Here is an 18518-nt window from a genome sequence, read left to right on the forward strand (position 1 = left end):
TCTTTTGCGGTGCTTGCTCCTCTGGTGGTTACACGTCGTATTGGTCGACAGCCCTCAGCGCCGGCCTTTTCCCTGCGCCGCGTATTGAGCAAACAGCGCGGGAATCTGGTCGAGCACGAAGGCTGCAAAATCCTCGTCGAGTGCGCGGGCAAAGGTGAGCTTCAGAGCCCGGCCCTTGCGCTCCGCGTCGGCAATCTTGGCGCCCTCGGACGTCACGATGGCCTGGGGCGCCGCTCGATGTCCCCTCCCCTCTTCTGCCTGGATCGCGGCGGCCAGAACCTGCAGGAACCGTCCATCCGAATCGGACTGGCCGAAGGTGGGGCTTGCGATGAGGCGGCGCACACGGTCGAGGGCTCCGGGCTGCGCAAGGCGTGCCGCAAGCGCCTGCCAGCGCGGGCGGCCGATCTTCGGCGCGCGGCCGATGGCGGCAATGACATCCTCGGGAATTTCGTTGGCGACGGAGATGAGCTTCGAGACCTCCGCGCGGTCAACAGTGAGTGCCTCCTGGATCACCGAGCGCTCGTGACCGGCCCGCTCGAGGCGCAGGGCGAAGACGGCCCGCTCGATGAAGGACAGATCCTGACGCGCCGAATTCTCGATGCCCTGAGCGATGACGAGATCGGTGTCGGAGAGCGCGCGGACGATCGCACGGACCTTGAGCCCGAGTTCGCGCGCCGCGCGGACGCGACGGTGGCCGAAAGCCGTCTGGTAGCGCCCTTCCTGCGTCGGGTGGCGGCGCAGCAGGACGGGCACTTCCTGCCCGTTGGTGCGGATGGAAGCCTTGAGCTGCTCGAACTCCTCGCCGTCGTCGGCGAAGCGGTCGCTGTAGGGCGACGGATCGATGAGATCGGGGTCGATCTCGATGACATTCGCTCCGGTGGCGAGTGCCTCGCGCAGCACCTCGTTCTCGCGCTCAATGCCGGAGAAGGATTCCTTCATCGAGCGGATGGAGCCGGCGGCAACGCGCGGCAAGGGCGGGACAGCGTTGTCAGCTGACAACGCCCGTGCCTGCGGCGCACCGAACAGAGCCCTGAGCGTATCGGATCGTTTCGTCATCGGCCCCAAACCGCGTTGATGAGCTGGACGATTTCGGCATTCACGGCATCGACGGATTCAAGCGCCCGGTCATAGGCCGCCCGGCCGACTGAGCCGCGTTCAAGCTCATAGAGCGACTGCTTGGTGAGGCCGGCGTTGGCGATGGCGGTCGACTTCCAGGCGGTCGCCCTGAGCACGTCTTCGCCAAACAGGCTGCGCAACAGTGCCACGATCTGCGTCTCCGGCACGTCGTTCGGGTCGTGCCGCGTGATCACGTAGCGGATGAAGTCATGGTCGAGCCTGCCGCCGTATTCCTCGACCACCGACATGAGGTCGGATGTCATGAGGAGGAACTGGTTCATCGACGCGACGTCGACCATCTGCGGATGGACGGTAACGAGCATCGAGGTCGCGGCATTGAGCGCGCCGAGCGTTAGGTAACCGAGCTGCGGCGGGCAGTCGATGACGACGATGTCGTAGTCGTCCTCCACCTCGCTGATCGCTGCGGCGACGCGGCGGAAGAAGAGGTTCTGGCCGCGGGCGTTGGGATCGCGCATGGCGCGCGGCGTGTGATGCTCGAACTCCATGAGCTCGAGATTGCCGGGTACAATGGAGACGCCGTCGAAATAGGTATTGAGGATGACCTCCCGCATCGGCCGGCGCTGGTCGTCGTAGCGGATGGCGCCGTAAAGCGTCTGGTTCTCGCCGATGTCGAATTCGGGCTGGTAGCCGAACATGGCCGACAGGGAGGCCTGCGGGTCGAGATCAATGGCGAGGACGCGGAAGCCCCGCAGCGCGAGGTATTGCGAGAGATAGAGGGAGGTCGTCGTCTTGGCTGATCCGCCCTTGAAATTGGCGACGGCGATGATCTGCAGCTTGTCTCCAGGTCGCCGCGTCGGCAGGAAATGCAAAGCCTCGCGCGGGCGGGCTGCGGCAAGATAGCGGCGCAGTTCGTTGATCTGGGCGAGTGTATAGGCCCGCCGCCCGCCAGAGAGAATGGTGGGCATCGGTCCGAGGCCATCGAGCGACAGCTGGCGGAGGTAGCCGTCGGAGACGCCGAGAATGCGCGCGACCTCGCCGGAGCTGAAGGAGCGCAGCGTCTTCTTGGCCATCGGTGGGAAAAGCGTCGCGCCGAGGCTGCGCAGCTGGGCCGACAGCACGCTGGCGTGGCGCGCGATCCGGGCCGATGCCGTCTCCGGTCTGGTCTGTGTCTCGACGTTCGTCTGCATGTCCCACCGTTCTGAGACGGAAATCTGGCGTTTAACGCTCCTAATCCGTCTCGCAGAGGAGACACGATTCTGCGTCGTGCGGCAAGAAGATTAAGGTTAACGAAACCTTAACGAAGATTTCGGCCGTGTTGTCGAAGCGGTCTCCTTGGTGAAGGTGTTTGCGCCCCGACTCGGTTTGAAGCTGTCGGAGTATCTACGGTTCGCCAGAAGGTTGTCAGCTGACAACGGACGGGGTGGTCTGGGCCCGTCATCGCATCCGGATACAGTCAGCTCCGGGCTGCGCGATCTGTCAGCGGCGGCGCTTGTCGGCTTGGACTTGCCGCGAGACGTGTGGTGCCGCTGTGGCGCCGCCGGCCGGTCATGGCGCGAGCCGAGCGGGCGCCGGCTGGCGGCTCATCGATAACGGCCTCCACCGATCTCCGATTCCGATGTGGGTTTGCGTTACGCGATGCGCGTAACTGCGGGAGAAGAGTGTCACGCGACGAACGGGCCCGGTGCGGCGGCGCGGAAGGTGCTCGCGGGCGATGGAGGTGCGCGTGCCGCGGGGGCTGGCAGTGGTGAAGGAAGTGGGCGCCTGGCGATGCAGCTATTCCAATGATACGGCCGGGCGGGCGGCGGCTCGGGTTTTTCGCACGGCCTTCGGTTGCCCTGGTCCATGTTGTCAGCTGACAACGGGTCTTGGCGCGACGGCGGACGATGGCCTGTGTGCCTGGATCTTTCGATCTGTCCATGGCGCGAAAAAGGATCAGAGTCCGAGCGCTCTCGTCAGGTTGAAATGAAGGGGGCTTCGGTGTCGGGCAGCTGCGAGCAGGGCGCGGCCGGCGCGCAGGGCGTCTGCGCCGAAGGCGCCCGTCCGGCCATCATCCGCCCGTCCGATCTCGAAGCCCGCGGCGCGTGCCGTCTGCCGGACGAGCCGGGCGACGTGCTTGTCGGCGAGCCGGGTGCCGGCGACGGTGCGTCCGTCGCGGCCGATGCGGCGAAAGAGCGGGCCGTCTTCGATGCGGGCGAATCTGATCCAGCGCTCGACGGCGTTCACCGGGCAGGTCGCCTCGCTGTTGCCGCGACCGATGATGATCCGGTCTTCGCCATCGGCGTCGTACAGGGTCAGCGTGATGCCTTCGGGCACGATGGCGACGGCGCCGAGTGCGTCGGGGCCGGCACGGCCGATGTCGAGCCCGACGATCTGGGAGCGGCGCAACGCGCCCGCGAAACCGATGAGCAGGATGGCGCGGTCGCGCAGGCCGCGCAGGTCATGCGGCAATGTGCCGAGCATCGCGAGGATGTCATCCGTGCCGAGCATCTGCCGGCGACGCGGGGAATCGGACCTCCCCTTGCTGCGGGTCTCGGCAAGCGCACGGACGATGCGCGGATCGGCGCGATCGAGGGTATGGCCCCGCCGCGCCGCATTCCAGACGAGGCCGCAGAGGCGACGCTCAATCGTGCTGTGGGCGAGGGGGCGGCCGTCGGCCTCACCGCTGGCGCAGGCTGCGAGATAACGCGCGACAGCTTTCGGCACGGGCGGCAGGGCGGCCAGGCCGTTGCGGCGACACCAGGCACAATAGTGCTTCCAGTCCGCGGCATAGAACCGCCGGGTGTGGTTGGAAAAACGTTCTGTCGCCGTCTCGCCGGTGTCCGTCGGGCGAAGGGGAGCGCCCCCTTCGGGAGAGGGGGAGGGTGCCGGCGAAGCAGATCTCCCGGCGCGCCTGTCAGGCCGGGGAGAGGCGATCTTAACGGTCCGGCTGCTATCGAAAGGCATGATCCGCCCCACCTGCCATAATGTCCGATAAATGAATATTATCGGATATACACGACTTTCGACAAGCGCGGCGCTTTTTGCGCCGCAGATTAGGAAAAAGCGCCGCGACGGGTTAGCCTTCCGTCATGGTTTACGAACGATTCGCTGCCCGGCCAGTCGAGCCGCCGCCCGCCTGGGTGCGCGCGGCCGGCGCCGTGGAGGAGGGGGCGGCAGCCGCCTTCCGCGCCGGCGCAGCCCTTGCCTTGCTGCACGCAGCGGCGAGTGCGGACCACGACCTCGGCATTCTCTGGCGGCAGCGTTGCGCCCTGCGCGCGGCTGTCGCCCATGTCGCGCTCGCCGGGCGGCACGAGGACGAGGCGGCCCTGCGCGACAGCTGGTATCTGCGTCGTTCGGGAGACGATCCGGGACCGGGCGGCCGCATCCTCGGCCTGTGGCGGCGGCTCGCCGAGCCGGTGAGCCTGCGTCCACAGGCCTGGCCGCGGGCCCTGCGTGAAGCGGCCCCGGCGGCCGGGCCGGAGATGCTCGAGCGGCTCGCCGCGGCGGCAGCGGATGCCGCATCGGCCGCACGCGGTTTCGCACCGGCTGCAGCGGCCGGGGCAGTTGCCGCCGTTCTTCAGGAGCGGGCGGATCTTGACGGCGCTGCTCTGTGGCTGGCCGACGCCGTCCTCGCCCGCCAGCTCGGCTGGCCGGCCCCCGTGCCGCTCATCGCCCCGCAGGTTCGCCGCGCCGACCTGCGCCTTGCGGCGCGGCCTGACGGCCGCGAAGCGTGGCTGCGGGTCTGCTGCCTCGCCTATCAGCGGGCGGCGCTCGAGGCGCTTGATCTCTATCGGGACCTCGCGCGCCGTGCCGAACGGCTGGTGGCGGCTGCCCCGCGCCTGCGCACGAAGGCGGCAGCGGGGGCTGTGGCGCTGCTGCTCAGGGAGGATGCGGCCAAGGCCGCCGACGTGGGGCAGGGCGTGAGTGACAGGGCAGGCCGGCGCCTGTTCGAGCGGCTCGTTGCTCTTGGCGCCGTGCGGGAACTGACCGGGCGGCCGAGTTTCCGCCTTTACGGGCTGTAGCCATGACGGGCCGGCGCGCAAACGAGGATACGTTCGACCGGGAGCTGGCCGGCCTGTCGCCCGAACGGCGCTGGCGGGAATGGATGGGCCGCGTCGAGGCGGTGCTCTTTGCCGCCGCCGAGCCCGTGCCGCGCGAGGTGCTGTCCCGCGTCGTCGGGCGCGACTGCGATGTGGAGCTTGTCATCGACGACATCCGCACCGAGCTTGCCGGGCGTCCCTATGACATCGTCGCTGTCGCCGGCGGGTGGCAGATGCGCACGCGTCGTGCCTATGGCGCAGCGGTGCGAGCCGCGCGCGGGCAGGGCGAGCGGGGCGAGCAACTGTCGTCGTCCGAGATGCTGGCGCTCGTTGCCATCGCCTATTTCCAGCCGATCACGCGCAGCGAGCTGTCGGCCTTCTTCGGCCGGGAGGTAAGCCGCGACCTTGTGGCCCGGCTGCGGGCCGCGGGGCTTGTCGCCGCCGGCCCGCGCAGCCCGCAACCGGGAGCGCCCTACACCTATGTGACGACGCCGGCGTTCCTCGCACGGTTCGGCTTCACGAGCCTGCGCGAGCTGCTCGACATCGAACAGCTTGAGGAAGCCGGCCTGCTCGACAAGGACAAGCTCCTCGCCGGCGGCTGGGGTCCGCCGGCAGGGGAAGGGGACGACGAGGCCGGGGACGATCCCGACAGCGGGGAGGAAGAGCTCGACGAGCTGTGACCGGACAGGGCGCGGCCTAGCTCTCGCGCGACGACCAGGCGCCGAGAAGGCGCGGCAGGTCGCCGAAGCGGGCGACGAGGCTGAAGACGAGCGCCGCGGCCGCGACGAAGAACACCGTCACCGCCGCCATGGTGGGCGTATAGCCGTAGCGCAGGGCGTTGAAGATCTTGATCGGCAGCGTCTCCACGGTGAAGCCCGCCACCATGTAGGCGATGATGTACTCGTTGAGCGAGAGCACGAAGGCAAAGGCGTAGCCGGAGACGAGATAGGGCGTCACGAGCGGCAGCACGACCGTCCTGAGGACGGTGCGGTCGTCGGCGCCCATGGTGGCGGCGGCCTCCGTCAGGCTGGGGTCGATGGAGGAGAAGCCGAGCGTGATGGTGACGAGCGGCAGCGTGACGAGAAACACCGCGTGGCTGATCACCACCGTCCACGGCGCCCCGTAGAAGCCGGCAGTGGCCCAGAAGCTCAGGAAGCCGAGCGCCGTGATCACCGGTGGCAGGATGAAGGGGGCCGTGCCGAGCACCTGGAACAGGCGCGCCCAGGGTGCATGCCAGCGCCACAGGAACCAGGCGAGCGGGAAGGCGATGGCGACGGCGAGCGCCGCCGAGCTGGCCGCGATGGCGAGGCTGGTAAGCAGCGCGCCACGCCAGCCGGCGTCGGCGAAGATCTCGCCGAACCAGGCGAGCGAGAAGCCGACAGGCGGGAAGGTGAGCGTTCTCTGCGCGTTGAAGGACACACCGGCGACGACGACGATCGGGGCCGCCAGCACGATGCCGACGACGGCCATGAACAGGCGTGCGAGAAGGCGGCTCATTGGGCGGCCTCCTTGCGCCCGACGAGCAGCGAAAGCCCGACGAGCGCCAGGCTGACGAGCACGAGGAACACGGCCATCGCAGCCGCGAAGGGCAGGTTGGACTGGTAGATGGCCTGGTCGGTGATGAGCACCGAAAGCGTCCAGTTGCTCGGCCGGCCGAGGAGCTGCGGCAGGAGATAGGCGCCGAGCGCGAAGACGAACACCATGATCAGGGTGGCGAGGATGGTGTTGCGCAGCGCCGGCACGACCACCGTCACAAAGGCGCAGGGAGGGGAGGCGCCCAGGGTGCGCGCCGCCTCCATCAGCGTCGGGTCGAGCCGCGCGAGGGCCGGATAGAGCACGAGCACCGTATAGGGAAAGGCGTGGTAGCTGAGGCCGGTGAGCAGGGCCCCGAAGCTGGGCGACAGCGACATCGGCTCGTCCATGAGGCCGAGGGCGACGAGGACATTGGTGATGCCGGCCGTGCGCGAGAACAGCGTCGACCAGGCGAAACCCACGATCACCTCGGACAGCGAGACGATGGACAGCAGCGCGACGAGCCACAGCACCTGCCGGCGCCGCGGTAGGCGCGCGAGCAGGTAGGTGAAGGGAAAGGCGATGGTGACGGCGACGACGGCGACGAGCGCCGCCAGCACCAGCGAGAAGCCGAGAACCTCGCCGAAGAAGACTGACAGGAAGCGCGCATAGTTGGCGAGGACGAAGTCCGGCTCGTAGAAGGCGCCCTGCACGCGGCGGAAGAAGCTGACCGCGACCATGATGCCGAAGGGCACCACGAAGAAGACGGTGAGCATCACCGCCGGGAACACGAGCGGCGCGTAGTCTGCGAGCTTCTGGGGCCGGGCCGTCGTCATGCGCCGAGCACCACGCAGGCATCGGCGGGCAGCGCAAGGCCGACCGTTGCTCCCGGCTGAAGGTCCGGCCGCTCGCGCGGGCTCGCCACGGCAACGATCCTCTGGCCCTCCGCCTCAACATAGATCTCGATGCTGGCGCCGAGATCGCGCACGAACTCGACCCGGCCGGTGATCGCCGCCGCTTCCGGCGGCACGAGGCGCACGTCTTCCGGCCGCACGGAGATCATCGCCTCCTCGGCCGGCAGCGTGACGCCGGCGAGGAAGCCGCCCGCCACACGCACCGCGCCGTCGGGCCCGCGCCGTGCGCGGAGGAGGTTGGTGATGCCGATGAAGTCGGCGACGAAGGTGTCCGCGGGGCGGCGGTAGATCTCGACGGGCGGCGCGCTCTGGCGGATACGCCCCTCGTTCATCACGACCACGAGGTCGGCCATCGTCATGGCCTCGCGCTGGTCATGGGTGACGACGATGGTGGTGATGCCGAGGCGCTGCTGGAGCTGCCTGAGCTCCACCTGCATCGCCTCGCGCAGCTTGGCGTCGAGCGCCGACAGCGGCTCGTCGAGCAGGAAGAGGCGAGGCTGGAGCGCCAGCGCCCGGGCGATGGCGACTCGCTGGCGCTGGCCGCCGGAGAGTTTCGCCACCGGCCGCTCGCCGAAGCCGGGCAGGCGCACGAGCGCGAGCAGCTCCTCCACGCGCCGGGCCTGCTCGGCCCTTGGCACGCCGCGAATGCGCAGCGGATAGGCGATGTTCTCGCCGACGGAGAGATGGGGAAACAGCGCCAGCGACTGGAAGACCATGCCGAAGTCGCGCCGGTGGGCGGGCGTGCGTGTCACGTCGTCGCCGCCGACGAGAACGCGCCCCTCGCTCGGCTCCTCAAGCCCCGCGATCATGCGCAGGAGCGTGGTCTTGCCGCAGCCCGAGGGACCAAGCAGGCAGACGAAGCTGCCGTCGGGCACGGTCAGGTTCACCCTATCGACGGCGGCGACGGCGCCGAAACGCTTTGTGATGTTCTCGAGGACGAGACTGGTCATGGAACCTCCAGCGGCCGCCGGCCACCGGCGGTTGGCGCCGGGCCTGGCCCGGCGACCGCCCGCGGCCGTTCGCGTTCCTAGCCCACGATCATCTCCGTCCACTTCTGGTTCAGCCAGTCGGCCCGCGACAGGTAGAGGTCGTAGCGAGGCACGATCGGCGGGATGTCCGAGGAGACGGCCGCGAACTCGGCGTCCGTCAGGTCGAGAAGGTCGCGGCGCACGGTGGGCGAGGTGCCGACCTTGCGCGACATGAGCGCCTGGATCTGCGGCTGGCACATGTAGTCGATGAAGACGTGCGCCTCCTCAAGCGCCTGCGAGGCACGCGACACTGCCCAGGAGCCGGAATCGAGGATGCCGCCCTCCTTGGGGAAGGTGGAGCGCACCGGATGCCCCTCGGCGGCGGCGAGGCCCGTCACGTCGTGATAGTACTGGCCCATCGGGATCTCGCCCGACTTCAGCGCCTGCTCGAACTGCGCCTCGTCGCGGTACCACAGCTTCACGTTGGGCCGGACCTCTGCCAGTTTCTCGAAGGCCTTGAGCTGGCCGGCCTCGTCGTCGAGCGCCTTCGTACCGCCGAAGAAGGTGGCGGCCGTCACCTCTAGAAGGAAGGAGTTGGAGACGAGGGCGAGCAGGCCGAGCCTGTCCTTGTTCGCCGGATCCCACAGGGCCGCCCACGAGGTCGGCGCCTCGGGGTAGACGTTCGTGTTGGTGACGAGCGTGATGTACCAGGAGACGGCGCCGATGCCGGCGACGCGGCCGTCAGGGTACCTGTTGATGAAGCGGTCGATGAGGTTGGCCGTGTTCTTCATCTTGCCGAGGTCGAGCGGCCCCCACAGGTCGGCGGCCTGGCCCTTGAGCAGGGCGGTCTGCGACATCATGGAGACGTCGGCAGGGGCGACGCCCGCGCGCGCCGCCTGTGAGAGCTGGACGAGCCAGGCCTCGCCTGTCGGCTCGGCGACACTCTCGACGGCTATGCCGGTGGCCTTCGTGAACTCCGGGAAGATGTGCTTGTCGAACGAATCCTTGAAGAAGCCGCCGTAGACGCCGACCTTCAGCGTCCTGTCCGCGGCGCGCAGGATGGATGGCGTGGCGAGCGCGGCAAGGCCTGCCGCGCTGCCTGCAAGGAACGTACGGCGGCTCGCGCCGTGAGTTACGCGTGTCATTGCTATCCCCTCAGTGTCACGGCGTTGATCGCCGTTTTGTGTATCTTGCCGCCGTTTACCGCCGGCGGCACGCGGTTTTCAATCCCTCCTGCCGCCGACGGACGGGCTGAACACCATGAGGCTCAGGATCTCGAACAGCATCTGGGCGCCGGCGTGGGCCGTGTTGGCCGTTGCGTCGTACTGCGGTGCGACCTCCACCACGTCGCCGGCAATGATGTCGAGACCCTTGAGGCCGCGCAGGAGCTGCAACGCCTCGCGCGTCGACAGGCCGCCGATCTCGGGCGTGCCCGTACCGGGCGCGAAGGCCGGATCGAGGCTGTCGATGTCGAAGGACAGATAGGTCGGGCCGTCGCCCACCACCTCACGCGCCTTGGCGATGACCGCCTCGGGGCCCATGGCGGCGAATTCCTCGGCGTGGATCACCGTCATGCCGGAATCCGTGGAGAACTCCCACAGGTATTCCGCCGCGCCGCGGATGCCGATCTGGATGGTGCGCTTGGGATCGAGCACGCCGTCGAGCACCGCGTTGCGGAAGGGGCCGCCGTGGTGGAACTTGGTGCCGTCGTAGGCGCCGCCCGTGTCGCAATGGGCATCGATATGGATGAGGCCGACGGGCCTGTCCCGTCCCACCGCGCGCAGGATGGGGTGCGAGATGGAATGGTCACCGCCCACCGCGAGCGTGGCGACGCCCTTCTCGACGAAGCGGCGGAAGAAGGCCTCGATGTCGGCGTGGCAGCCCTCGAGCTCGTAGCGGCTGCGGAAGGGTACGTCGCCCACGTCGGCAGCGACAAGCTCGCCCACGGGCATGCAGTCGAGCACATGGTTGTAGGGGCCGATGCGCTCGATGGTGCGCAGCGCCCGCGGGCCGAAGCGCGAGCCGGCGCGGTTGGTGACGCCGAGGTCCATCGGCACGCCGATCAGCGCGACCTGCAAGTCGCCGAAATCGGTCTCGTCGGGGCCGACGGGGCGGTAGGGCGCAGAGAGGAAGGTCGGCACGCCGCCATAGGGCAGGGCACGCGTGCCCTTGGCATTGAAGATGCGGTCCGCCACCCGGCGAAAGCGCGGGGTGTGAACGTCGCCGCCGTGCCCCGTGCCGTATTTTTCGCGCAGCCGCTGCAGATTCTTTTCGTCGATGGTCATGCCAGGCGTCCGATCACCGTGTTTGCTCCAGATCGCCAGATAGAATCCGATGCAAGACAAAATACTTGCGGATCATACATTCTATCGACGTCTGCATGTATACGTTGAACCAGCTGTATTGTATTTGTCCGTTGCGTCGTGCTACACGCCGTAGGACACGCGCAGGTTCTCTTGACCTGCCGATGCTGCAACGGCGCCCGGCGGCTGGCAAGCGAGATTATTAGGGGCTACCCTGTGAGAAATTTTCACAGCATGGACGATGGCGCCGTGTCCAAACGCCTGCCGCCTCTCAACCCCCTGCGCGCCTTCGAGGTGACGGCGCGCCACCTGTCCGTCTCGCGCGCGGCGGCGGAGCTGCACGTGACGCACGGGGCGGTCAGCCACCAGATCAGGGCGCTGGAAGCCACGCTCAAGGTGCCGCTCTTCGAGCGGCGGGGCGGACGCCTCGCCCTGACGCCACACGGAGCGGCGCTGCTGCCGGTCGTGACCGGCGCCTTCGATTCCATCGCGGAGGCGGTGGCGTTGCTCACGCGCCCCACCACCGAGGGCGAGCTGGTGGTGAGCTGCGTGCAGGCGGTGGCCTCCTTCTGGCTGGTGCCGCGGCTCACCACGTTCGCGGAGCGCTATCCGGCCGTGCGCCTCAAGCTCATCGCCTCCGGCGACCCGCGCGAGATCTATTCGGACCGGGTCGATGTCTCGCTCGTCTATGGCGACGGCCACTGGCCGGACAGGGTGGTGGAGCCGTGGGCCGACATCGCGCTCTTTCCCGTCTGCAGCCCCACGCTCGTCAACAGCCGGCCGCTGCGCGAGGTGGCCGACCTCGCCGGCCACGTGCTCCTGCACGGTGACGACGGACGCGAATGGAACCGCTGGCTGGCTGCGGCGAAGGCCCCGACGCTGGCCTATGGCCGCCGGCATTTCATGTCGAATGCCCATCTCGCCCTTGAGGCGGCGGTCAACGGCCTCGGGGTGGCGCTGGGCGACACAGTCACGGTGAGCCGGCTTCTGGCCGACGGGCGATTGATCGTACCCTTCGACCTTGCCGTGCCCGCGCCCGATGCCTTCTTCATCGTCACCCGCAGCGAGCTGCGCAACACGCCGATGGTGCGCGCCTTCATCGACTGGCTCTTTGCCGAGCGTGCGCGCGACGAGGCCCGACCGGAGCGCGCACCACGGCGTGCCCGCCCGCGTCGGGGCCAGTTGCAACGCGCCTCCTGACAGGATAACCCGCGGCGAGACGCGCGCCTTCCAAACGAGAATCTTCACGCCAATGCAGGTCAATCCCCTCCTCGCCGCCACCGCGAGCCCGCCCATTCCCGAGGCGCAGGCCTGGCGCGCCAGCTACGACGGGGCCTTCGGCCCCTTTGTGGACCTGTCGCAGGCGGTCCCCGGGCGACCGCCCCACGCCGACATGCTGCGCAAGCTGGCGGAGGCGGCCGGCGGGGCGGAGGCTGCCCGTTACGGCGCCATTACGGGCGATGCGGCCCTGCGGGAGGCCTATGCCGGGCACGTGTCCGCCCTCTACGGCGGCACCGTGGAACCGGGGGAGATCGCCATCACGGCCGGCTGCAACCAGGCCTTCTTCGTCGCCATGATCGCGCTGGCGCGGGCGGGGGAGGCCGTGCTCTTGCCGGCGCCGTGGTACTTCAACCACCAGATGACGCTGGCGATGCTCGGCATCGAGGCCCGGCCGCTGCCCTGCGATCCGCAGGCCGGCTTCGTGCCGGATCCCGCGGCGGCCGAGGCGCTCGTCGACGAGCGGCTACGCGCCATCGTCCTCGTCACGCCCAACAACCCGACCGGCGCCGTCTACCCGCCGGAGGTCATCGCCCGCTTCGCCGACCTGTGCCGGCGGCGCAACCTCTGGCTCGTCATCGACGAGACCTACCGCGACTTCCTGCCGGCCGAGGCCGGCCGTCCGCACGGGCTCTTCGGCGAGCGGACGTGGCGCGACAACGTCATCCAGCTTTACAGCTTCTCCAAGGCCTACGGCATTCCCGGCCACCGGCTCGGCGCCCTCATCGCCGGCGCGCCGGTCATCGCCGAGATCACCAAGATCCTCGACTGCCTGCAGATCTGCGCGCCGCGGACCGGCCAGGCGGCGCTCGCGTGGGCCATTCCCGCGCTGTCGGAATGGCGCGCGGCCAATGCCGGCGACATCAACCGCAGGCTCGCCGCCTTCCGCACCGCCCTCGCCGAGGTGCCGGAATGGGGCATCTCCTCCATCGGTGCCTATTTCGCCTATCTGCGTCACCCTTTCCCCGGCCGGCGGGCGCGGGAGGTTGCCGAGCGGCTCGCGGCCGAGCGCGGCGTGCTGGCGCTGCCGGGTAGCTATTTCGGTGAGGTGGATGACGCCCATGTGCGCGTCGCCTTTGCCAACGTGGAGGCGGAGGAGATCGCGCGCCTGCCGGAGCGGTTCAGGGCCTTCCGCCTCTGACGTGGGCAGTTGCTGCGCGGAGCGGTGGTGAGGGCGGTCAGCCCGCCGCATCCGCCAGTAGCGCGAGCTCATGGGGGCGGCGCACGACGACCCGCCGCCGCCCGCTGTCGACGAGACCCCTGCTTTCCCACGCGCTCAGCACACGGCTGACGGTGTGCAGTGTCGTGCCCGTCATCTCCGCGAGATCCTGCCGCGAGAGCGGGAAGGCGATCTCGATGCCGCGCGCGGTGCGCCGGCCGGCCTCCTGCGCCAGGCGCAGGACGGTGTGGGCGATGCGGCGCTCGACATTCTGCGTCGACAGCTCGCGCAGGCGCTGCTGCATCTCGCGATAGCGCGCCGCAATGACCGAGACCGCGTTCATCGCCACTTCCGGGTGGCGGGCCATGACCTCGCGGATGATGGCGCGGGAAATGCCGATAACCTCGCTGTCCGCGACGGCGGTCGCCGTGCTCGGATGCAGCTCGTCGCCGGCGAGGACCGCGAGGCCGGCGACCTCGGTGGGGCCGATGTAGCGGATGATCACCTGCTGGCCGTCGGCGGTCGTCTGCGTCACGCGCAGGCGGCCTTCGGCGACAATGTAGAAGGTCTCGGCCGGATCACCCTGGTGGAAGACGGGGTCATACGGCGCCAGGCGGCGGCGGACGGCGCTGCGGCGCAGTTCGCGCAGCGATTCCGGGGACAGGCCGCGGAACAGGTCGGTCCTGCCCAGGATGTTTTGGTCCGCGGTCCCGTACATGTCTCCAAACACCTTGCGCCGCCCGGTGCGGGCGGCGACTCGGCGCATCCAGCCATTGCCCTGCGGACTGTGCTTTGATCCTCCTCAAAGATTTGCCGCGCTTGACTTTTATCCTGCCGCTGGCGCAGGTGCCGCGCGGCTTTCCGCCGCGTTGCCGCGACATAACGAGGCTGGCTGAGCATGTTGATGATCGACAAGGGCGACTTCGCCCGCCACCACGCGCCGGCGAGCCTGGCCGATCGCATCGCGGCCGGCATGGTCCGCGTCATGGAGGGGGCGGCGACGCGCCTTTTTGGCCGGCGCTATGGCGACGGTGCCGTCGTGCTCGAGACGGTGGCCGCTGTGCCGGCCATGGTGGCGGCGACCCTCCTTCATCTCAAGTGCCTGCGGCGCATGATGGACGACCGGGGCTGGGTACGCGCCTTCATGGACGAGGCGGAGAACCAGCGCGCCCACCTCATGGCCTTCGTGGCGCTGCAGCAGCCGGGAGTGGGCGAGCGCCTGTTCATCGCGGTGGCGCAAGGCCTTTTCTACAACGCCTTCTTCCTGCTGCACCTGATCTCGCCACGCACCGGCCACAGGCTCACCGGCTATCTGGCCGAGGCGGCGGTGCGGGACTATTCGCGCCGCATAACGCGCCTCACGTCAGGGCAGGAGGAGAATGTGCCGGCGCCGGCCTTCGCCGTCGGCTACTGGAACCTGCCTCCCGACGCCCGCCTGTCCGACATGCTGCTGGCCATGCGCGAGGACGAGGCGATCCACCGCGACATCAACCACGCCTTTGCCGACGCGCTGGCGGCCGGGCGCACCCTGCCCGAGCGAGAGGGCGGGCAGCTCTGATCTGCCGGGCGGTTTGATGTGGCGCAAAGTGCCGGCCCCGGCACGCCCCTAGACTGATCCTCGTGAATCGAGACTGCAGGTCCGCTCGCCCGCAAGAGCGGGCGACTGACAGGGATAACATGATGAACCGCTGTACGACCCGAGTCCTTCTGGCCTTCGGCGCGCTGGTCCTGGCGCTGCCGGCCGTGGCCGCCGAGCACGAGGTGAAGATGCTCAACAAGGGGGCGGACAATCAGACGATGGTGTTCGAGCCGGCCTTCCTGAAGATCGCGCCCGGCGACACCGTGCGGTTCGTACCCACCGACAAGAGCCACAACGCGGAGTCCATCCCCGGCATGCTCCCGGAGGGCGCGCAACCGTTCAAGGGCAAGCTCTCGCAGGAGATTGCCGTCACGTTCGAGAAGCCCGGCATCTATGGCTTCAAGTGCACGCCGCACGTCGGCATGGGCATGGTCGGGCTTGTCCAGGTCGGCGATGACCTCTCGAACCTCGAGGCCGCCAAGGCGGTCAAGGTGCCGGGGTTCGGCGGCAAGCGCATGAGCGCGCTGTTCGAGATGCTCAACACCACCACCGCCGCGAAGTAGGGCGGGGGACGCCGTTCCGCGGTTGGCACGGCCGCCCGCCCGGCGGTTTCGGCAGCCACGACCCGGACGTTGCAGTGGATGCCGGCGGGGCGCCGGCGGAGGGGGCCCCGGCCCGGCCGGCTACGAGAGGACCGATTCGTAGTCGGCCGGGCTAAACCCCACGACGATGCGGCCGTCGATGTCGAGCACCGGGCGCTTGATCATGGACGGGTTGGCCAGCATGAGGTCGATCGCCCTGGCCTCGTCGAGCCCCTGCTTGTCGGCCTCCGGCAGTTTGCGGAACGTTGTGCCGGCGCGATTGAGCAGCGTCTCCCAGCCCGCCTGCCGCACCCAGCCCTCGAGCTGGCCGCGATCAATGCCTGCGCTCTTGTAGTCGTGGAAGGCGTAGGCGATGCCCCTGGCCTCGAGCCAGGCGCGCGCCTTCTTCATCGTGTCGCAGTTCTTGATGCCGTAGATCGTGATGTTGCGCGCCATTGCAGCCTCGTTCGGGAAGTCGGGCGGCAGCTATAGCACCGATCGCCCGGCGGGCCAGCGCAGGCGGCCGTCAGGCGGGCGGTCACTGCCGGATGTCCTGCGAGAAGCTGGGCGTCAGCCCCACGGCCAGTGCCCGCGGGCTGATGCGCGCCTCGGCCCTGAGTTCCGCCATCGGCCGGCTGCGGTCGAGGGCACCCCTGTCATAGGCATATTCGGGCAGGTAGCCGTTGACGATGAGCCGCCAGTCGGCAGGCAGCAGGTCACCGAGGGCGCGCGCCATGCGTACCACTGTCGTCGTGCAGTTGGTGGTCAGGGAATTGTAGAAGGCCGGCTGCGCTGCGAGCCGGTTGGCATCCGCCACGTATTGCAGCAGGAGGCCGCGGATTATCTGCCGGGGGATGTCGAGGCGATAGCGCTGCACATCCTCGCCGCGGATATTGGTGCGCACGCCGACAACGTCGCGTTCCTCGGCGGCAACGAGCACAAGCGTGTTGCTCTTGAAGAGGTCGGCGATGGGCGAGAAGCCGCCGCCCCTGCGTCTGCGCACCTCCACCGACCAGGCGAGATAGCGGCCGTCGGCGAAGCCGAAACTCAGGATCATATGCGCCATGTGCGGCCCGGCCCAGTAGGACAGGAACATGTCAAGGGTGCGCAGCTCGTCGAGGTCGTAGCTCCGGGTCTCCCACACCGGTGTGAAGTCGTCGTCGCTGCGCCACTCGAAGTTGCGCACGTCCGTCAGCGTCAGCACCGAACCTTCGACGGTCCCGGTGACCTGGCGGGCGACGTCGGGCGACCAGTCCGCCTCGGCGGGTGGCACGATGCTGACCCACCAAGCCAGAACGCCTGCGAAGGCGAGGCCGAAGAGGCCGGCGGCGGCAAGACGGCGGCGTGCCGGGGCAAAGGCCGCCGCAAGGCCGAGGAGGCCGAAGGTCGCGGCTGCCAGCAGGCGCGCCCACTCGGGCAGAGGCAGTCGAAACCACAGGGCGAGCGCGGCCCAGAAGGTGACAAGAAGGATGCCCGCGGCAAGGACGAGGCGCGCGACAATTCGGGTGAGGCGAACCAAGGGCCGCTCCCGCATGGTGACAGTCGAACCTTAGTAGCCGCCGGCGGCGGCCGTTTCAAAGCTCGTCGCCGATCACCGCCGGGTTGGGCGGCTGCAGACCAGGCCAGCGTGTCGGCACAGGCGGCCATGACCGCGGTGACCGGCCGGTGCACAAGACGGCTGCCGGGGTCGGCGGAGCCGACGCCAGTCGGGGCGTGCCGGCCACCGCCGCTCCCGCTTATTTCAAGTGGCACCTATCTTGCTTTGGTTCCCTAGCCTTCAGGCTTGGCCCTTGGGAACAAAAGCAACGTGCGGGCGTTCCGCCGGGCTGCACGGCCAGTGCGGCTCGGACCCTTGGGCCTCGAGAAGAAGGAGAAAAGACGTGGGCCATCGTCCGTTTCGCGTTCCCGTCAAGCTGCGTGTCGGAAATTCCGGCACCTATGTTGCCGGCAGTGCCTGGGAAGCGCTCGAGCTTCTGGAGCGTGACTGGCCCGCCGAGCGTGACAGTGCCTATCTTCGCGCCTGTGCCGCCTGCCGTGACGCCGTCGACGGCTTTCGAGCGCCGGAATGGGCGCGTCGTGCCCTGGAGAATGCCGCGCGGGCCGCGGGCCTGCTGGCAGATCGGCATCGGTCGTAGGCAAGGGCGTGCGCCGCGGCTTCGCGTCCGGGCCGCGGCGCAAACATCCGTGCGGAGCAAATCCGTGCGGAACAAACGGTCTGCCATGCGGTTCGATCCGCATCCGCCGTTCGGCGGCCGATGGAAGGAGCAGACCCATGAAAAACAAGACGCTGGACGATCTCTTCTACGAAGGCCTGAAGGACATCTACTACGCCGAACGCCAGCTTCTGAAAGCCCTGCCGAAGCTCGCGCGCGGCGCCTCCGCCCCGGAGCTCAAGGCCGCGTTCCAGCAGCATCGCGAACAGACCGAAGGCCATGTGGCCCGCCTGCAGCAGGTCTTCGAGATCTGCGGCAAGTCGGCGCGCGGCAAGACCTGCCCCGCGATCGACGGCATCATCGAGGAAGGCGAGGAAATGCTCTCCGAGTACAAGGACACGCCCGCCATCGATGCCGGCCTCATCGCTGCGGCGCAGGCCGCCGAGCATTACGAGATCACCCGCTACGGCACGCTGAGGCGCTGGGCCGAGGAGCTCGGGATGAAGGATGCAGCCAAGCTCCTCAGCGAGACGCTGAAGGAGGAGGCGGCGACCGACGACCTGCTCACGCAGCTTGCCGACAAGGATGCGAACAGCCGGGCCCAGCAGGCGGCGTGACGGCGTCGGCTCCGGCCCGACCGGGAGGGCGGCTTTGGCCGCCCTTTTTCGCGCCCACTGCCTGCGGCTCGCACGCAGGAACCGGCATGGCCCCGAGCGGGTTGGTGCACAGGGGGAAACGAAAGGAAACCGTTATGCCGGCCAAGTCCAAAGCCCAGCAGAGGGCAGCGGGAGCCGCGCTCGCCGTCAAGCGCGGCGAGAAGAAGAAAAGCGAGCTCAAGGATGCGTCGAAGGACATGGTGGAATCCATGTCGGAGCGCGAGCTGCGGAAGATGGCCTCCACCCCGCGCAAGGGAAAGCCCGAGCACGCGTCGAAATCCTGACGGTCCGCGACAGGCGGGAAGGGGGACGGGAAGGG

General features: G+C 68.7%; 20 protein-coding genes. 9 read left to right on the top strand and 11 right to left on the bottom strand.

Annotated elements, in window-relative coordinates; genetic code table 11:
- Positions 1-54: 54 nt before the first annotated feature.
- From repB to HNQ73_RS12060, 3 genes are all read right to left on the bottom strand, one after another.
- Positions 55-1056, bottom strand: coding sequence for a plasmid partitioning protein RepB (gene repB, locus HNQ73_RS12050; protein ID WP_183335118.1), 1002 nt, complete (start codon positions 1054-1056; stop codon positions 55-57).
- Complete coding sequence (repA, locus tag HNQ73_RS12055) at positions 1053-2264, bottom strand: plasmid partitioning protein RepA (RefSeq protein WP_183335119.1); 1212 nt, start codon at positions 2262-2264, stop codon at positions 1053-1055. The genes repB and repA overlap by 4 nt, the downstream gene beginning before the upstream one ends.
- A 745-nt stretch (positions 2265-3009) precedes the next feature.
- Positions 3010-3780 carry a site-specific integrase gene (locus HNQ73_RS12060; RefSeq protein WP_183335120.1) on the bottom strand — a complete coding sequence of 257 codons (771 nt, stop codon included), beginning with the start codon at positions 3778-3780 and terminating at the stop codon, positions 3010-3012.
- Between the two features lie 365 nt (positions 3781-4145).
- Between HNQ73_RS12060 and HNQ73_RS12065 the strand changes: the two genes are divergently transcribed.
- Positions 4146-5078, top strand: a complete 933-nt coding sequence (locus HNQ73_RS12065) for a DUF1403 family protein (RefSeq protein WP_183335121.1) — start codon at positions 4146-4148, stop codon at positions 5076-5078.
- 2 nt (positions 5079-5080) lie between these two features.
- A complete protein-coding gene (scpB, locus tag HNQ73_RS12070; RefSeq protein WP_183335122.1) occupies positions 5081-5776 on the top strand; it encodes an SMC-Scp complex subunit ScpB in 696 nt (231 codons plus the stop codon).
- Positions 5777-5792: 16 nt separating this feature from the next.
- Here scpB and HNQ73_RS12075 read toward each other — a convergent pair whose 3' ends face one another.
- From HNQ73_RS12075 to speB, 5 genes are all read right to left on the bottom strand, one after another.
- Positions 5793-6593 (bottom strand): ABC transporter permease, encoded by an 801-nt coding sequence (locus tag HNQ73_RS12075; RefSeq protein WP_183335123.1) that lies wholly within the window; start codon positions 6591-6593, stop codon positions 5793-5795.
- Positions 6590-7444 (bottom strand): ABC transporter permease, encoded by an 855-nt coding sequence (locus HNQ73_RS12080; protein ID WP_183335124.1) that lies wholly within the window; start codon positions 7442-7444, stop codon positions 6590-6592. Before HNQ73_RS12080 ends, HNQ73_RS12075 begins: the two co-directional genes overlap by 4 nt.
- Entirely contained in the window at positions 7441-8472 is a 1032-nt protein-coding gene (locus HNQ73_RS12085; RefSeq protein WP_183335125.1) for an ABC transporter ATP-binding protein, read from the bottom strand. Before HNQ73_RS12085 ends, HNQ73_RS12080 begins: the two co-directional genes overlap by 4 nt.
- Before the next feature lie 77 nt (positions 8473-8549).
- Positions 8550-9635, bottom strand: coding sequence for an ABC transporter substrate-binding protein (locus HNQ73_RS12090; RefSeq protein ID WP_183335126.1), 1086 nt, complete (start codon positions 9633-9635; stop codon positions 8550-8552).
- A gap of 78 nt (positions 9636-9713) precedes the next feature.
- Positions 9714-10775 (bottom strand): agmatinase, encoded by a 1062-nt coding sequence (gene speB / locus HNQ73_RS12095; protein WP_183335127.1) that lies wholly within the window; start codon positions 10773-10775, stop codon positions 9714-9716.
- A 267-nt stretch (positions 10776-11042) separates the two neighbouring features.
- Between speB and gcvA the strand changes: the two genes are divergently transcribed.
- Positions 11043-11993, top strand: a complete 951-nt coding sequence (gene gcvA, locus HNQ73_RS12100; RefSeq protein ID WP_183335128.1) for a transcriptional regulator GcvA — start codon at positions 11043-11045, stop codon at positions 11991-11993.
- Between the two features lie 52 nt (positions 11994-12045).
- Positions 12046-13212: an aminotransferase gene (locus HNQ73_RS12105; RefSeq protein ID WP_183335129.1), complete on the top strand. Its 1167-nt coding sequence runs from the start codon at positions 12046-12048 to the stop codon at positions 13210-13212.
- Positions 13213-13249: 37 nt separating this feature from the next.
- Here the strand turns inward: HNQ73_RS12105 and HNQ73_RS12110 are convergent, their stop codons facing one another.
- Positions 13250-13948 (bottom strand): Crp/Fnr family transcriptional regulator, encoded by a 699-nt coding sequence (locus HNQ73_RS12110; protein ID WP_183335130.1) that lies wholly within the window; start codon positions 13946-13948, stop codon positions 13250-13252.
- A gap of 180 nt (positions 13949-14128) precedes the next feature.
- Here HNQ73_RS12110 and HNQ73_RS12115 point away from each other — a divergent pair, with 180 nt between their 5' ends.
- Positions 14129-14788, top strand: coding sequence for an alternative oxidase (locus HNQ73_RS12115; protein WP_183335131.1), 660 nt, complete (start codon positions 14129-14131; stop codon positions 14786-14788).
- Positions 14789-14907: 119 nt separating this feature from the next.
- On the top strand, positions 14908-15372 hold the full coding sequence (locus tag HNQ73_RS12120; RefSeq protein ID WP_373284911.1) for a pseudoazurin: 465 nt from the start codon (positions 14908-14910) through the stop codon (positions 15370-15372).
- Between the two features lie 120 nt (positions 15373-15492).
- Here the strand turns inward: HNQ73_RS12120 and HNQ73_RS12125 are convergent, their stop codons facing one another.
- Together HNQ73_RS12125 and HNQ73_RS12130 are read right to left on the bottom strand one after the other, a co-directional pair.
- On the bottom strand, positions 15493-15846 hold the full coding sequence (locus tag HNQ73_RS12125) for an ArsC family reductase (protein ID WP_183335133.1): 354 nt from the start codon (positions 15844-15846) through the stop codon (positions 15493-15495).
- 82 nt (positions 15847-15928) lie between these two features.
- Positions 15929-16909 (bottom strand): Lnb N-terminal periplasmic domain-containing protein, encoded by a 981-nt coding sequence (locus HNQ73_RS12130; RefSeq protein ID WP_373284912.1) that lies wholly within the window; start codon positions 16907-16909, stop codon positions 15929-15931.
- 361 nt (positions 16910-17270) lie between these two features.
- Between HNQ73_RS12130 and HNQ73_RS12135 the strand changes: the two genes are divergently transcribed.
- The 3 genes from HNQ73_RS12135 (at position 17271) to HNQ73_RS12145 (ending at position 18483) form a co-directional block, all read left to right on the top strand.
- Positions 17271-17525, top strand: a complete 255-nt coding sequence (locus tag HNQ73_RS12135; RefSeq protein WP_183335135.1) for a DUF982 domain-containing protein — start codon at positions 17271-17273, stop codon at positions 17523-17525.
- A 137-nt stretch (positions 17526-17662) separates the two neighbouring features.
- Positions 17663-18160: a YciE/YciF ferroxidase family protein gene (locus tag HNQ73_RS12140; RefSeq protein WP_183335136.1), complete on the top strand. Its 498-nt coding sequence runs from the start codon at positions 17663-17665 to the stop codon at positions 18158-18160.
- Between the two features lie 134 nt (positions 18161-18294).
- Entirely contained in the window at positions 18295-18483 is a 189-nt protein-coding gene (locus tag HNQ73_RS12145; protein ID WP_183335137.1) for a DUF3008 family protein, read from the top strand.
- Positions 18484-18518 lie beyond the last annotated feature (35 nt).

Origin of the sequence: Chelatococcus composti (assembly GCF_014201415.1) — a bacterium.
Taxonomy (GTDB): Bacteria; Pseudomonadota; Alphaproteobacteria; order Rhizobiales; family Beijerinckiaceae; genus Chelatococcus_A; species Chelatococcus_A composti.

Bases quoted from the DNA above. Each gene is read 5' to 3' on its own strand.
- HNQ73_RS12115 (WP_183335131.1), top strand. From the start codon at position 14,129: ATGTTGATGATCGACAAGGGCGACTTCGCCCGCCACCACGCGCCGGCG.
- HNQ73_RS12065 (WP_183335121.1), top strand. From the start codon at position 4,146: ATGGTTTACGAACGATTCGCTGCCCGGCCAGTCGAGCCGCCGCCCGCC.
- HNQ73_RS12110 (WP_183335130.1), bottom strand. From the start codon at position 13,948: ATGTACGGGACCGCGGACCAAAACATCCTGGGCAGGACCGACCTGTTC.
- speB (WP_183335127.1), bottom strand. From the start codon at position 10,775: ATGACCATCGACGAAAAGAATCTGCAGCGGCTGCGCGAAAAATACGGC.
- repB (WP_183335118.1), bottom strand. From the start codon at position 1,056: ATGACGAAACGATCCGATACGCTCAGGGCTCTGTTCGGTGCGCCGCAG.
- HNQ73_RS12080 (WP_183335124.1), bottom strand. From the start codon at position 7,444: ATGACGACGGCCCGGCCCCAGAAGCTCGCAGACTACGCGCCGCTCGTG.
- HNQ73_RS12090 (WP_183335126.1), bottom strand. From the start codon at position 9,635: ATGACACGCGTAACTCACGGCGCGAGCCGCCGTACGTTCCTTGCAGGC.
- HNQ73_RS12105 (WP_183335129.1), top strand. From the start codon at position 12,046: ATGCAGGTCAATCCCCTCCTCGCCGCCACCGCGAGCCCGCCCATTCCC.
- HNQ73_RS12125 (WP_183335133.1), bottom strand. From the start codon at position 15,846: ATGGCGCGCAACATCACGATCTACGGCATCAAGAACTGCGACACGATG.
- HNQ73_RS12075 (WP_183335123.1), bottom strand. From the start codon at position 6,593: ATGAGCCGCCTTCTCGCACGCCTGTTCATGGCCGTCGTCGGCATCGTG.
- HNQ73_RS12085 (WP_183335125.1), bottom strand. From the start codon at position 8,472: ATGACCAGTCTCGTCCTCGAGAACATCACAAAGCGTTTCGGCGCCGTC.
- HNQ73_RS12120 (WP_373284911.1), top strand. From the start codon at position 14,908: ATGATGAACCGCTGTACGACCCGAGTCCTTCTGGCCTTCGGCGCGCTG.
- HNQ73_RS12140 (WP_183335136.1), top strand. From the start codon at position 17,663: ATGAAAAACAAGACGCTGGACGATCTCTTCTACGAAGGCCTGAAGGAC.
- scpB (WP_183335122.1), top strand. From the start codon at position 5,081: ATGACGGGCCGGCGCGCAAACGAGGATACGTTCGACCGGGAGCTGGCC.
- repA (WP_183335119.1), bottom strand. From the start codon at position 2,264: ATGCAGACGAACGTCGAGACACAGACCAGACCGGAGACGGCATCGGCC.
- HNQ73_RS12145 (WP_183335137.1), top strand. From the start codon at position 18,295: ATGCCGGCCAAGTCCAAAGCCCAGCAGAGGGCAGCGGGAGCCGCGCTC.